The sequence below is a fragment of the Rhizobium albus genome (assembly GCA_030160035.1).
Taxonomy (GTDB): domain Bacteria; phylum Pseudomonadota; class Alphaproteobacteria; order Rhizobiales; family Rhizobiaceae; genus Georhizobium; species Georhizobium albus.
Genome location: BSNO01000003.1, coordinates 1,477,306 through 1,491,441 on the forward strand (window position 1 = coordinate 1,477,306; position 14,136 = coordinate 1,491,441).

At 60.7% G+C, this 14,136-nt stretch carries 12 protein-coding genes and 1 tRNA gene; 8 read left to right on the forward strand and 5 right to left on the reverse strand.

Features of this window, described 5'->3' with window-relative positions:
* Positions 1–164: 164 nt before the first annotated feature.
* From QQL76_RS14760 to uvrA, 3 genes are read right to left on the reverse strand one after another with little or no spacing between them, the layout of a single operon-like run.
* Entirely contained in the window at positions 165–977 is an 813-nt protein-coding gene (locus QQL76_RS14760; protein WP_499208263.1) for a DUF72 domain-containing protein, read from the reverse strand.
* Positions 978–986: 9 nt separating this feature from the next.
* Complete coding sequence (locus QQL76_RS14765) at positions 987–1,613, reverse strand: glutathione S-transferase family protein (RefSeq protein ID WP_499208264.1); 627 nt, start codon at positions 1,611–1,613, stop codon at positions 987–989.
* A gap of 42 nt (positions 1,614–1,655) precedes the next feature.
* Positions 1,656–4,577 carry an excinuclease ABC subunit UvrA gene (uvrA, locus tag QQL76_RS14770; RefSeq protein WP_499208265.1) on the reverse strand — a complete coding sequence of 974 codons (2,922 nt, stop codon included), beginning with the start codon at positions 4,575–4,577 and terminating at the stop codon, positions 1,656–1,658.
* 357 nt (positions 4,578–4,934) lie between these two features.
* Here uvrA and QQL76_RS14775 point away from each other — a divergent pair, with 357 nt between their 5' ends.
* Positions 4,935–5,444 carry a single-stranded DNA-binding protein gene (locus QQL76_RS14775; protein ID WP_126010383.1) on the forward strand — a complete coding sequence of 170 codons (510 nt, stop codon included), beginning with the start codon at positions 4,935–4,937 and terminating at the stop codon, positions 5,442–5,444.
* 57 nt (positions 5,445–5,501) lie between these two features.
* On the opposite strand, the gene QQL76_RS14780 is transcribed toward QQL76_RS14775, so the two are convergent.
* Complete coding sequence (locus QQL76_RS14780; RefSeq protein WP_499208266.1) at positions 5,502–6,275, reverse strand: NAD kinase; 774 nt, start codon at positions 6,273–6,275, stop codon at positions 5,502–5,504.
* A gap of 153 nt (positions 6,276–6,428) precedes the next feature.
* Here QQL76_RS14780 and QQL76_RS14785 point away from each other — a divergent pair.
* From QQL76_RS14785 to hflX, 7 genes are all read left to right on the forward strand, one after another.
* Positions 6,429–6,504, forward strand: a tRNA-Thr gene (locus tag QQL76_RS14785).
* 207 nt (positions 6,505–6,711) lie between these two features.
* The gene (locus QQL76_RS14790) at positions 6,712–7,479 is read left to right on the forward strand and encodes an outer membrane protein (RefSeq protein WP_499208267.1); all 768 of its coding nucleotides are present in this window, start codon (positions 6,712–6,714) and stop codon (positions 7,477–7,479) included.
* Between the two features lie 125 nt (positions 7,480–7,604).
* On the forward strand, positions 7,605–8,981 hold the full coding sequence (gene trkA, locus QQL76_RS14795) for a Trk system potassium transport protein TrkA (protein ID WP_499208268.1): 1,377 nt from the start codon (positions 7,605–7,607) through the stop codon (positions 8,979–8,981).
* Between the two features lie 6 nt (positions 8,982–8,987).
* Entirely contained in the window at positions 8,988–10,472 is a 1,485-nt protein-coding gene (locus tag QQL76_RS14800) for a potassium transporter TrkG (protein ID WP_499208269.1), read from the forward strand.
* A 34-nt stretch (positions 10,473–10,506) separates the two neighbouring features.
* Positions 10,507–11,370 (forward strand): D-amino-acid transaminase, encoded by an 864-nt coding sequence (locus QQL76_RS14805; protein ID WP_499208270.1) that lies wholly within the window; start codon positions 10,507–10,509, stop codon positions 11,368–11,370.
* A gap of 117 nt (positions 11,371–11,487) precedes the next feature.
* Positions 11,488–11,739, forward strand: coding sequence for an RNA chaperone Hfq (gene hfq, locus QQL76_RS14810; RefSeq protein ID WP_499208271.1), 252 nt, complete (start codon positions 11,488–11,490; stop codon positions 11,737–11,739).
* Positions 11,740–11,752: 13 nt separating this feature from the next.
* Positions 11,753–13,126 carry a GTPase HflX gene (gene hflX / locus QQL76_RS14815; protein WP_499208393.1) on the forward strand — a complete coding sequence of 458 codons (1,374 nt, stop codon included), beginning with the start codon at positions 11,753–11,755 and terminating at the stop codon, positions 13,124–13,126.
* Positions 13,127–13,167: 41 nt separating this feature from the next.
* Here hflX and mazG read toward each other — a convergent pair whose 3' ends face one another.
* Entirely contained in the window at positions 13,168–13,995 is an 828-nt protein-coding gene (mazG, locus tag QQL76_RS14820; protein ID WP_499208272.1) for a nucleoside triphosphate pyrophosphohydrolase, read from the reverse strand.
* Positions 13,996–14,136: the final 141 nt, after the last annotated feature.

The following is a 14,136-nucleotide window of genomic DNA, read 5'->3' on the forward strand; positions in this document are numbered from 1 at the left end:
TGCTGCAAGATCAGACGAAACGCCGCATCGGGGACGGGCATCGCGTGAAAACCCGACCGTTTTGACGAATTTTCCAGAGAGGGATCATTCGCGTGATAGTGACAGACGTCGCCTAAATAGTGGGCAGAATGAGCATTATTTAATCGACACTAGATCGATAGCGCCTACCGGGCAATCCCAGTCCGCTCAGCCAGCGCCATCGCACCCTGAGGTGCTCTAATTTTCCCCTCGTGGATAATGTAGAGAAAGACGTCACGGGCCCGCTTTTCTGGCGCAGCGCTTGGATCTGCCAGTGGCAGGTCCGATGGCTGGCCACCTTTCGACCAGATGTCCGCCCGCTTCGCCCATGCATCCAAATCATGGCCAGGGTAGGCGGTCTCGATGTCGTCGCTGCCGCGTTGCAGGCGGGCATAGACGAAGTCGGCCGTCACGTCGGCGATTTCGGGATAGTCGTGATGGTGTGCGTAGCAGATGGCGACCGCGTGCTTGCGTGCGAGCGCGACGAACGCCGGATCGATGAAGCTTGCATGACGCACCTCCAGCACATGCCGAAATGTCGTGCTACCGTCCTTCTTCGGCAGCAACTGCAAAAAAAACTCGAAATCGTCGGGCTCGAACTTTTTGGTCGGCGCAAACTGCCACACGATCGGTCCGAGCCTGTCGCCCAGTTCGACGACGCCCGTATCGAAGAACTTCCGCATCGACTCGCCGGCTTCGGCGAGCACCTTCTTATTGGTGACGAAGCGGTTGCCCTTGACCGAAAAGACGAACCCCTCAGGCGTATCGGCAGCCCATTTCGCGAACGTCTCGGGCGTCTGCCCCCGATAGTAGGTGCCGTTGATCTCGATCGTCCGCAATTGCCGTGACGCGAAATGCAACTGCTGCTTCTTCGGCAGCTTGTCCGGGTAAAACGTGCCCTCCCAAGGCGCAAAGGTCCATCCGCCGATGCCGCATCGAATGGTTCCAGCGTCTGCCATGGGTACTCCTCAAGCCGGTGGGATGAACGGTTGGTAGATCGACTGGAACACCGGCATGACCCGCAGCGTCTCGCCATGACGCTGCAGTACAGGATAGTCGTCCAGATCGATAAGATCGGGATGGGCGGCGACCAAATGGTCGAGCATGGCGCCGATGGCGATATCCGCATGACCGATACGCTCACCGTTCCAGAACGCCGTAGCACGGCGGGATCCCTCCAATTCCAGCGCGGACAGCGCTGCCGCAATCTGCCGTTTGCAGCGCTCGATCCACTGTGTGGATGGGTGATCATGCAGAACATTTTCGTAGAAGAGGCTGACCGCCTTGTCGGAAATGCCCGTAGCCAGCGAGACGGACTTCATCGCTCGACGACGCTCAGGCTCGTTCACCGACAAAAGTCGCGCCTCGGGAGAAGCGAGGCCGTCCACATGGTCGATGATGCTGTGACTGTCGAGCAGAGTGTCCCCGTCATCGGTGACGAGCACCGGGACACGCAGCAGCGGATTGTAGGCAATCAGCCGATCTGCATCGCCGAAGGTCGACCACGGCCAGTGCTCGAAGGGCAACTCGTAGAGCGTCAACGCAATGCCGACGCGACGCACGAAGGGAGAATCATACTGACCAATCAGGATCATATCCGCCTCCAGTGATACGATGAGGCCAAGTTAGCCGAATGCCTACTCCGCCGCTTGAGATTTTGCCTGTGGGCGTCGCTCCAGAAGTTCCTTCAGGAACCGCCCCGTGTGCGACCGCTCCACCTTGACCACATCCTCCGGCGTTCCGCTTGCAACGATTTCGCCACCGCCATCGCCGCCTTCCGGACCGACGTCGATCAGCCAGTCGGCTGTCTTGATGACCTCGAGATTGTGCTCGATCACCACGACCGAATTGCCTTGGTCCACCAGTTCCTGCAGCACCTCGAGCAGTTTCGCAACGTCGTGGAAGTGCAAGCCGGTCGTCGGCTCGTCGAGAATGTAAAGCGTGCGTCCGGTCGAACGCTTGGCGAGTTCCTTGGCCAATTTGACGCGCTGCGCCTCGCCACCCGAAAGCGTCGTTGCCTGCTGACCGATCTTGACGTAACCGAGACCGACGCGGTTGAGCGTGATCAGCTTGTCGCGCACCGCTGGCACGGCTGCGAAGAATTCGACGCCTTCCTCGACGGTCGTGTCGAGCACATCGGCGATCGATTTGCCCTTGAAGGTGACGTCCAGCGTTTCGCGATTGTAGCGCTTGCCGTGACAAACGTCGCAGGTGACGTAGACATCCGGCAGGAAGTGCATCTCGATCTTGATCACGCCGTCGCCCTGGCAGGCTTCACAACGGCCACCCTTCACGTTGAAGGAGAACCGCCCCGGTTGATACCCACGTGCCTTGGACTCCGGCAAGCCCGCGAACCAGTCGCGGATGGGCGTAAATGCGCCCGTATAGGTGGCCGGATTCGAGCGCGGCGTCCGGCCAATCGGCGACTGGTCGATATCGATGACCTTGTCGATGAATTCCAGCCCGTCGATTCGATCGTGATCGGCCGGGTTTTCGCGCGCACCCATGATGCGGCGTGACGCGGCCTTGTAGAGCGTTTCGATCAGGAAGGTGGACTTCCCGCCACCCGAGACGCCGGTCACCGCCGTAAACAGGCCGAGCGGAATCGACGCCGTCACGTTCTTCAAATTGTTGCCGCGCGCCCCGACGACTTTCAGTTCCTTACGCTTCACCGGCTTGCGGCGCTGTGCCGGCACTGCGACGGAAAGGGCGCCGGACAGATATTTCCCCGTCAGCGACTTCGGATTGGCCATGATGTCGGACGGCGTTCCCTCGGCGATCACTTCGCCACCATGGATCCCCGCCGCCGGGCCGATATCCACGACATGATCCGCCGTCAGGATCGCATCCTCGTCGTGCTCGACGACGATCACCGTGTTGCCGATGTCGCGCAGGTGCTTCAGCGTGTCCAGAAGCCGGGCATTGTCGCGCTGGTGCAGACCGATCGAAGGCTCGTCGAGCACGTAGAGCACGCCCGTCAGACCCGAACCAATCTGGGAGGCGAGCCGGATGCGCTGGCTTTCGCCACCGGACAGGCTGCCGGAGTTGCGCGACAGAGTGAGGTAATCGAGCCCAACATCGTTCAGGAAGTTCAGTCGGTCGCGAATTTCCTTCAGGATGCGAACCGCAATCTCGTTCTGCTTGTCGTTCATCGCGGACGGCAGATCCTGAAACCAGGCGCCTGCATGCCGGATCGACATCTGCGAGACTTCGCCGATGTGGCGTCCGTCGATTTTGACCGCGAGCGCCTCGGGCTTCAGGCGATAGCCGTTGCAGGCCGGGCAGGGGGCCGCCGACATGTAGCGTTCGATCTCCTCGCGGGCCCAGGCGCTGTCGGTTTCTTTCCAGCGCCTCTCCAGATTCGGCACGATGCCTTCGAAGGTCTTCGCCGTCTTGTAGGAGCGCAGGCCGTCATCATAGTTGAAGATGATCTTGTCCTCCGTGCCGTGCAGGATTGCGTTCTGCGCATCTGCCGACAGGTCGGTCCACTTATCTGAAATCTTGAAACTGAAGTGCTTGCCGAGCGCCTCGAGCGTCTGGCGATAATAGGGCGAGGATGATTTCGCCCATGGCGCGATGGCGCCGTCACGCAGCGTGCGCGCCGTTTCTGGAATGATCAGCGCCGGATCGATCTTCTGCTGGGTGCCCAGGCCGTCGCAAGTGGGGCATGCGCCCGACGGGTTGTTGAACGAGAAGAGCCGCGGCTCGACTTCCGAAATCGTGAAGCCGGAGACGGGGCAGGCGAACTTCTCCGAAAAGAGGATCCGCTCATGGGTCTCGTTCTTCGATTTGTTCGCGCCGCCGCCTTCCGCAGTGTCTCCGGCCGGCAGTGGTTTGTCCGCAAACTCGGCGACCGCCAGACCGTCCGCCAGCCTCAGGCAGGTCTCCAGGCTGTCGGCCAGCCGCGCGCCGATGTCGTCGCGCACGACGATGCGGTCCACCACGATATCAATGTCGTGCTTGTATTTCTTGTCGAGTGTCGGCGCCTCGGCGATCTCGTAGAATTCGCCGTCGATCTTGACGCGCTGGAAGCCCTTCTTCAGTAGCTCGGCGAGCTCCTTGCGATATTCGCCTTTCCGCCCGCGCACGATCGGCGCGAGAATATAGAGCCGCGTGCCTTCCTCGAGCGCCATAACCCGGTCGACCATTTGGCTGACCGTCTGGCTCTCGATCGGCAAGCCCGTAGCCGGCGAATAGGGCACGCCGACGCGGGCAAACAGAAGCCGCATATAATCGTAGATTTCGGTGACGGTACCGACCGTCGAGCGCGGGTTCTTCGACGTGGTCTTCTGCTCGATGGAGATCGCCGGGCTTAGGCCGTCGATCTGGTCGACATCCGGCTTCTGCATCATTTCCAGGAATTGGCGCGCATAGGCCGAAAGGCTTTCGACATAGCGCCGCTGGCCCTCCGCATAAATCGTATCGAAGGCGAGCGATGATTTGCCCGATCCGGAAAGCCCGGTCATGACGATCAGGCTGTTGCGCGGAAGATCGAGATCGATCCCCTTGAGATTGTGCTCACGTGCACCGCGAATGGAAATGGTCTTGAGTTCGCTCATGAGATCGCCAGATGACACGTCGGTAAGATGGGGAGGTTCGAGGCTGCGCATCCACCCTCGTCGAACTGCGCAGTTGCCGTCAAATCATGTAGGTTCTCGCAGGACAATGTCGAGGGCCACGTGTCCGCCGCCGACCGACTCGGTTGACAAGCAAGCAAGAGGCTTTTAGAACAAAAAAAGAACAAAACATAGCCTGCCTTGCAAACGCCCAACTGCCCTGTGGAAATGCGGCGTGTGGGGCGCAGGTTCCTGCGAGTTCCGATAAGATGCCGCCTTTCAACAATGATCCCGCGGCGATGGCTTAAAGGCTGTTCGACCGGAGATCATTCAACCGGCGACTACAAGAAGGCATTCACCATGGCAGGAAGCGTCAACAAGGTCATTCTCGTCGGAAATCTGGGTGCCGACCCGGAAATTCGTCGCACACAGGACGGCCGCCCGATTGCCAATCTGTCCGTCGCGACTTCGGAGACCTGGCGCGATCGCAACTCCGGCGAACGCAAGGAAAAGACCGAATGGCACCGCGTCGTCATCTTCAATGAAGGCCTGTGCAAGGTCGCGGAAAGCTACCTGAAGAAGGGCGCCAAGGTGTATATCGAAGGCCAGCTTCAGACCCGCAAATGGCAGGATCAGAGCGGCCAGGACAAATACTCCACCGAGATCGTTCTGCAGGGGTTCAACTCGACATTGACCATGCTCGACGGACGCGGTGAAGGCGGTGGCATGGGTCAGGGTGGCGGCGGCGGTGGTCGCGGCGGCTCCGATTATTCGGGCGGCGGCGGTGGCGGCAACGATTACAACCGACAGTCGCCGGCATCGCGCAACGACGATTTCTCCCGCGACATGGACGACGAAATCCCGTTCTGATTGACGCGGACCAAGAGCTATCGAAGCGATGCGGGGAAACCCGCATCGCAGATCGCATCAATAAAGAAACTGCTCGGCCAGGATGCGGTCATCCCAGGAATGATCGGGATCCGACAAGAGGCGCGCGGTCGTCTGTTTTGATTGAACGATGCGGACGAGCCGGACGGATTTGACCTCCGTGTTGTCGGCGACTGCGTTGACCGGCCGCTTTTCGCGCTCCAGCACCTCGATCGTCACCTCCGCCTTGTTGGAGAGCAGCGCGCCTCTCCACCGCCGCGGGCGAAATGCGCTGACCGGGGTCAGTGCGAGCAATGGCGCGACGAGCGGCAAGATCGGGCCGTGGGCAGAGAGATTGTAGGCCGTCGAGCCCGCAGGCGTCGCCACCATCAGCCCGTCACAGACGAGCTCTTCGAGCCTGACTTTGCCATCGACGCTGACGCGCAGCTTGGCGGCCTGATACGACTGGCGAAGAACCGACACTTCATTGATCGCAAAGGCGTGCGTCTCAGCGCCATCCTCGTCGGTCGCGACCATTTCCAGCGGATTGATCTCGCTTTCCACCGCCCGCTCGATACGTTTGCGCAGGCCATCGGTGGCGTACTCGTTCATCAGAAAGCCGATCGAGCCCCGGTTCATGCCGTAAAGCACTTTGTTGGAATTCATCATGCGATGCAGCGTCTGCAGCATGAAGCCGTCGCCACCGAGTGCAATGATGACGTCGGCATCTTCCGGGGTATATGCACCGTAAAGCGCTTCCAGTTCGAATCGCGCCGCTTGCGCGTCCGGAGCGTTGCTCGAAATGAAACTCAATTTTTCCGTAGCACGCGCCATCCAGTCTCATCTCCCATTGCTGCGGCACATTGGCGAGGGATGGCGGATCGGGCAAGCGCGAAGGAGCCGGTCGCCGCGCTAATTTTTACCGCGACGCCGCCCTGTGCATTTCTCGTTTTACAGCGCCGGCAATTATGCTAATCACCCGCCCGTGCCCTTGTAGCTCAGTTGGTAGAGCATCTGATTTGTAATCAGAGGGTCGGGAGTTCGAGTCTCTCCGGGGGCACCATTTTCGGCAGCGCGGAATGCCTGGCCGCTCATCTCTCCAGAATTTGCTCATTTCCCAACGGATTTCCCGGTCCGAGCGCACATAGTGACATTCTGGCACCACCACCTGGCGCACCACCGTTTCGCCGCATTCTCAGCTTGCGGATGCATCGCACGCGACCAATAGTGCTCGGGGCCGGACAGCCCCACACTTCTGGAGATTCGGAACATGAAGAGACTGATTTTGACCGCGTCCATCCTGGCCGCGGCCGCACCGGCCTTTGCTGCTGATGCGGTAATGTATAACGATCCGGCACCTGCCGCCGCAGCGCCGATGGCTGCTGCGCCGAACTGGTCCGGCTTTTACGTCGGTGGCCAACTGGGCGGCGTCTTCGGCGAAACGGGTACGTTTGGCCTGTCTCCGTTCACTCCGGCCCTTCAGACGGCTTTCGCACCCGGCTTTTCGGGTGATTTCGATTCCGGCCTGATCGGCGGCGTCCATGCCGGTTACGACATCCAGTCCGGCAACTTCGTCTTCGGCGGCATTATCGATATTTCGGCCACGGACGTTTCGGACACGCAGAACGGCTTCTCCGTCACGCCTGCGCGCTACACGGTCACCCGTGAACTCGACTACCTCGCAACTCTGCGCGGCCGAATCGGCTATGCGATCGGCAGCAGCTTCCTCGTCTACGGCACGGCTGGTCTCGCCTATGGCCAGGTCGACTTCTCCTACGAGCAGCCCGGCTCAGGTGCCACGACGACGACTTCTGGCGGTCAGGATGATGACTTCGGCTACACCGTCGGTGCTGGCGTGGAAGCCATGGTCACGTCGAACATCTCGGTCGGTCTCGAGTACCTCTACACGGATCTCGGCGACAACGATTTCAATGCCAACCTCGTAGGCGGCCCGTTCGGCGCCGGCACCACGGGCTTTGGAACGGATCGTTCGTTCGACTTCCACACGGTCCAGGCGAAGGTCTCCTTCCGCTTCTAAGCCACTCAGGAAGGCGGTCGGATACCGACCGCCTTCCATCTCGCCGAACCCCTATGGCTCTGCCCGACGCGGCGCATTATGGTGCGGCGCATTGAAGCGAATCCTCGCGACCGAACGGGCAGGGCATGCGGATCATTATTTGTGGGGCGGGGCGCGTCGGCTTCGGCATCGCTGAAAAGCTGGCCCAGGAACAAAACGACGTCTCCGTCATCGACACGTCGGCCACGCTCATCAACGCGATACGCGACACGCTCGACGTGCGCGGCTATGTCGGCCATGGCGCCCATCCCGAAGTGCTGGCGCAAGCCGGGGCGGAGGAGGCGGACATGATCATCGCCGTCACGCTCTCCGACGAAGTGAACATGGTCGCCTGCCAGGTGGCGCATTCTCTCTTCAACGTCCCGACGAAGATTGCCCGCATCCGCGCCCAGAATTATCTGGCGCCGCATTATCTCGATCTTTTTTCGCGCGAACACATGCCGATCGACGTCATCATCTCGCCTGAGGTGGAGGTCGGCAAGATGGTGTTGCGCCGCATCGCTTTGCCGGGCGCGACCGATGCCGTCCGCTTCGCCAATGACGCGATCGTGCTCGTCGCCATCGAGTGCCTGGAAGACTGCCCGGTCGTGAACACACCGCTGGAACAGCTCTCGGAGTTGTTTCCCGACCTTACGGCAACCGTCGTCGGCGTGGTTCGCGACGGCCAGCTGATGGTGCCCCATTCCACCGATCAGCTCAGCACAGGGGATCTGGCCTATGTGATCTGCGACAAGGATCACGTTCGCCGCACGCTTGGCCTTTTCGGGCATGAAGAGCCAGAGGCGATCCGCATCGTCATCGCCGGCGGCGGCAATGTCGGCTATTTCGTCGCCAAGGCGATTGAGGAACGGCAACCGAACATCAAGGTCAAGATCATCGAACACGATCGCAGCCGCGCCATTGCGATCGCGGATCAGCTGCGCCGCGCGGTGGTGCTGAACGGCTCTTCGCTCGACCAGTCGATTCTGACGGAAGCCGATATCCACGATGCGGATCTCATCGTCTCGCTGACCAACGACGACCAGGTGAACATTCTGACCAGCGTGATGGCGAAGCGCCTCGGCTGCAAGGCAAGCCTTGCGCTGATCAACGAGCCATCGTTTCAGGAATTCACCAAGCCGATGGGGATCGACGCTTACATCAATCCCCGCGCCGTCACCATTTCGCGCATCCTGCAGCATGTGCGCCGCGGTCGCATTCGGGCTGTCTACAGCGTCGAGAAGGGCCAGGCCGAGGTGATCGAGGCGGAAGCGATGGACACGTCGCCGCTCGTCGGCAAGCCCTTGCGGGATCTCGATCTGCCGGATGGCGTGCGCATCGGTGCCATCTACCGTGACAAGCAGGTGGTGCAGCCGACTGGCTCGACCAAGATCAAGGCGAAGGACCGCGTCGTCATGTTCGCCCGCTCACGCGACGTCCGCCATGTCGAACAGATGTTCCGCGTCAGCCTCGAATTCTTCTGACCGCCGATGCTCGGCGCGATCTACCTCGTTACCCTTGCCTCCGGTGGTGTTCTCGCACTTCTCATACCCGCGGTGTTCATTGCGCTCGCCGGTGGCGATTTCGCGCTGGCGGAGGACATGGCGCTCGTCACCGCGTTCGGTGCCTGCATCTGCACCATGGTGCTCGCCTCGCTGTCTGAACGGATCGGACCACTCGAACGGGAGTTGAACTTCGTTTCGCTGGTCCTTGTCTGGCTCGTCACGCCCATCACGGCCGCACTTTGCCTGATGGCACTGGTCGGCCTCGGGCCCATGCAGGCATGGTTTGAAGGTGTGTCGGCGCTCACAACCGCTGGGGCAACCGTGCTGCAACGGCAGACCGTACCGACTGCGCTGCTTTTCTGGCGCTCGGCTCTCGAATGGTACGGCGGGTTCCTGATCCTCGTCTCCATCATCCACGTCCTGGCTCCCGCAGGGTTCGGCGGGCTGAAGGCAAGCGGGAGGCGGCGCGGAACCGGTGGCAAGGCCGATGGACATTGGGGAGCCATCGGCGCGTACTCCTCGATTTTTTGGCAGTACGGCGCGTTGACGATCGCCATTGCACTGCTGCTCATCATTGCGCGAGTTGATCCTGCCAACGCAGTCATGCTCGCCATGATGAGCATTTCAACTGGGGGATTTCTTCCTTTCGAAGGCACGCTCGACGAACATATCAGCCTTGGTGCGATATTCGTTCTTGCGATCGGCCTCTGTTTCGGCACGCTCAGCGTCTTCTGGCGGCGCAATATTCTGCGCAATCCAAGGCGAGTCCTGGCTGAAAACCGCGAGGCACGGATTGTGATCCTTGCGATCCTTGGGCTTGGCATCATCTACGCGGCGCGCATCTCCGAAGCGTCTGGCTCCTTCTCGGCGGTGGGGGTGCTGACAGCACTCGTGGAAGGCTTTTTCACCGCATCATCGCTCATCGCCACCAGCGGCGCCGAAACGCGACCCGGCGTTTTCGCGCTTTTGCCTTCCTTCCTCGTTTTGTGCGTCGTGTTCGTGGGTGCGAGCGTCTATTCCACTTCAGGCGGCATCAAGGTCTATCGCCTCGCGACCATGTGGATCTTTGCCAAGGCTGAACTCAACCGCCTGATCTATCCGAGCGCGGTCGCGCCATCGAAATTCGGCCGCGACCAGATCGATGATGACGCCATTCGCGCCGTCTGGTCCTATTTCGTGCTGGCGCTGCTATGCGTTGCCACCGGAACCGTCCTGATCACCGCAACGGCGGCGAATTTCGAAGGTGGGCTGGCCATGGCGGTGACCTTTTTCGCCGGCGCGAGCCCGGCCTATGAATCACTCATCCCGATCGAGGCGCAAGGGTCACAGGCAATCGCCGAAGCGTGGCCCGCCTTCGAGGTGCTGCCGACGACGGCGCTTCTTCCGGCAATTGTGCTCATGACGATCGGCAGGCTTGAAGTGCTCATCGTCTTCGCCGTAATCAACATCAAATACTGGCTGCAGCGCTGAACCATCTGCAACGATTGGAAAAAGGACATCGATCATGTCGCGCATCGCCTATGTGAATGGACGCTATCTGCCCCATGGCGCGGCGGCCGTGCATGTGGAAGATCGCGGCTACCAGTTCGCCGACGGGGTCTATGAGGTCTGCGAGGTCCGGCAAGGCTTCATCGTCGACATGACGCGCCATCTCGATCGCCTGGCGCGCTCGCTCAGCGAATTGCAGATGGGCTGGCCGCTGAGCCGGGACGCATTCAAGATGGTGCTGCGCGAAGTCGTGCGCCGCAACCGCGTGCGCAACGGGCTCGTCTACCTGCAAGTCACCCGCGGCGTCGCCCGTCGCGACCATGTGTTTCCAAGCGCTGCCACCATGCCGTCGCTCGTCGTGACGGCGAAGAAGACCGATCCGCGCGTCGTGCGGGCCAAGGTCGAGAAGGGGATCAGCGTCATCACGGTGCCGGAGAACCGTTGGGACCGTGTCGACATCAAGACGGTCGGCCTTCTCCCCAATGTGCTGGCGCGGCAGAAAGCCAAGGCCGAGGGCGCGCAGGAGGCGATCTTTGTGGATGTCGACGGCACCATAAAGGAAGGTGCGGCCACCAATGTCTGGATTGTCAGCGAAGACGGTGTGCTCATGACCCGGCCGGCCGACCACGGCATCCTGCGCGGCATCACCCGGGCCACGGTCATGGATGTGGCGGCAAAGCTCGATCTCAAGGTGGAAGAGCGCGCCTTCACTGTCGAGGAAGCCAAGCGGGCGCGCGAAATGTTCCTGACGGCTGCAACCTCCGTCGTCATACCGATCGTGTCGCTGGATGGCACCACCATTGCTAATGGCCACCCCGGCACCATGTCCGCTGAAATGCGGGATGCCTTTTTTGACGTTGCAGAAAAGACACCAACCTGATACCACCAAGGGAATAGGGGACCTTCACACTTCTCTTTTTTAGCATATTTTCAAAGGGTTACAGTGTGACGACTATCCGGCCCGGTCGAGGTCGGCAAAAAAGAAAGATGCGACGCCATGGCGGAACGTTCTCAAAATTTGCAGGACCTGTTTCTCAACACCGTCCGCAAGCAGAAGATTTCCCTGACGATCTTTTTGATCAATGGGGTCAAGCTGACCGGTGTCGTGACGTCCTTCGATAATTTCTGCGTACTCTTGCGCCGGGACGGGCACTCGCAGCTCGTCTATAAACATGCGATTTCGACGATCATGCCAGGCCAGCCGCTCCAGATGTTCGAGAGCGACGATGGTGCCGGCAGTGGATCGTGACCAAGGCTAATTGATCATCAGACAGCGTGACAAAGACGAGAAGGCCGACGATACGCCGAAGCGCAAACTTCGGGATGACAAGCGCGCCTTTGTTCTTGTACCCATCCTGAAACGCGATACGCGTGGCGACAAGTCTGCCGCGGCCGAACGCTCGGACGAAGCGCGGCTGGAGGAGGCTAATGGCCTCACGCGTGCGATCGACCTTGAAATCGCTCATGCCACCGTGGTGTCGGTGGCCAAGCCACAGCCGGCGACGCTGCTCGGCAGCGGCAAGGTCGAGGAGATCGGCGGCCTCCTGGAGACGCTGAATGCAGGTCTCGTCATCGTCGATCATCCACTGACGCCCGTCCAGCAGCGCAATCTTGAGCGCGAGTGGCATGCGAAGGTCATCGACCGCACGGGCCTCATCCTCGAAATCTTCGGCAGCCGCGCTTCGACGCGTGAAGGGGTGCTGCAGGTCGAACTCGCGCATTTGAACTACCAGAAGGGCCGACTGGTTCGCAGCTGGACCCACCTGGAGCGTCAGCGCGGTTCGACGAGCTTCATCGGCGGCCCCGGCGAAACGCAGATCGAAGCCGATCGCCGTATCCTTCAGGACAAGATCATCAAGCTCGAGCGCGAGCTGGAGCAGGTCCGCCGCACCCGCCAGCTGCACCGTGCGAAGCGCAAGAAGGTGCCGCATCCGATCGTTGCGCTTGTCGGCTATACGAATGCCGGCAAATCGACGCTCTTCAACAGCATCACCGGTGCTTCGGTCATGGCGCAGGACATGTTATTCGCGACGCTGGACCCGACGCTTCGGCGCATGAAACTGCCCAAGGGCAGGGCGGTGATCCTGTCCGACACGGTGGGCTTCATCTCCAACCTGCCGACGCATCTGGTGGCCGCCTTCCGCGCGACGCTGGAAGAGGTGCTGGAAGCCGATCTCGTGCTTCACGTGCGCGACATCGCCGACCCGGATACGGGCGCGCAGGCAGAAGACGTGCGCGCTATCCTTGAACAGCTCGGCCTCGGTGGCGAAGATGCGATCTCGCGCGCACCGATCATCGAGGTCTGGAACAAGATCGACCGGCTCGAACCCGAGGCGGCCACGGCCATCACCGAGAAAGCCGCCATCATGGCCGATACGGTGGTCGTGTCCGCCATTACGGGTGAGGGCGTCAATCGCCTGCTGTCGAAGGTGGAAGAGGCACTGTCGGGACAGACTGTCGAACGGCAGGTGGTCATCGGAACCGACGATCAGGCGACGCTGTCTTGGCTCTACGAGCACGCAAACATCCGCAATCGCGTGGATAACGACGACGGCACGGTCTTACTCGACGTCGAGATCACCGAACACGATTTTCGCGATTTCGAGATCCGCCTCAGCAACCATTCGGAAGAATGACGTCCTGATCGGCATCAGCTGAGCGGCGAGGGCATTCGGCGTCAGCTGCGCTCGATCTGTTTTGCCTGCTGCCATAGCGCTTCCATGCGCTCAAGCCCGGCTTCGGCAAGCGGAACGCCTTCGGCGTCCAACGTCTGTTCGATATGACCGAAACGACGCCGGAACTTCCCATTGGTGTCGCGCAGTGCCTGTTCTGGATCCACATCGAGCTGGCGCGCGAGATTGGCCATCGCAAAGATCAGGTCGCCGATTTCGTCCTTCACGGCTTCAACGCGACCGCCGGCAAGCGCTTCACGCAGCTCGGCAATTTCTTCCTCGATCTTGTCGAGCACAGGTGCAGGATCGGCCCAGTCGAAACCGACCTTAGAGGCTTTCTGCTGAAGCTTCAGGCCTTCCGTCAATGCGGGCAGGGCGCGGGGAACACCATCCAGCAGCCCTTCCCGGTCCGCCACCGGTAGTCCCCGAGCTGCTCGGCTTTGGGCTTTCGCAGCCTGTTCGGCAGCCTTGATCTCATCCCAGTTCGCCTTGACGGCCGCAGCGTCGGAAGCCTCACGATCGGCGAAGATATGAGGATGGCGTCGGATCATCTTCGCAGTGATCGCGCGCACGACTTCGCCGAAATCGAAGGATTGCTCTTCCTCGGCCATCCGGGCGTGGAAGACCACCTGCAGGAGCAGATCGCCCAGTTCGTCGCAGAGATCGTCACGATCGCCACGCTCGATGGCATCGGCGACCTCGTAAGCTTCCTCGATCGTATAAGGCTTGATCGTCTCGAAGGACTGCTTGATGTCCCAGGGACAGCCCGTCTCCGGATTCCGAAGCCTGGCCATGATGTCGAGAAGGGTGGAGATGTCACGTGAGGGCTGCATGAGAGATGTGTAGCGCAGCATCTCTGCCGGAGCACGGCACGATCTTCGGCGGTCGCAAATTTCCACAGGCCGACGATGCCAACGACCGACAGAGCAAAATCGCATAAGATATATTATGGAACTATTCGATGCGATGGAGTC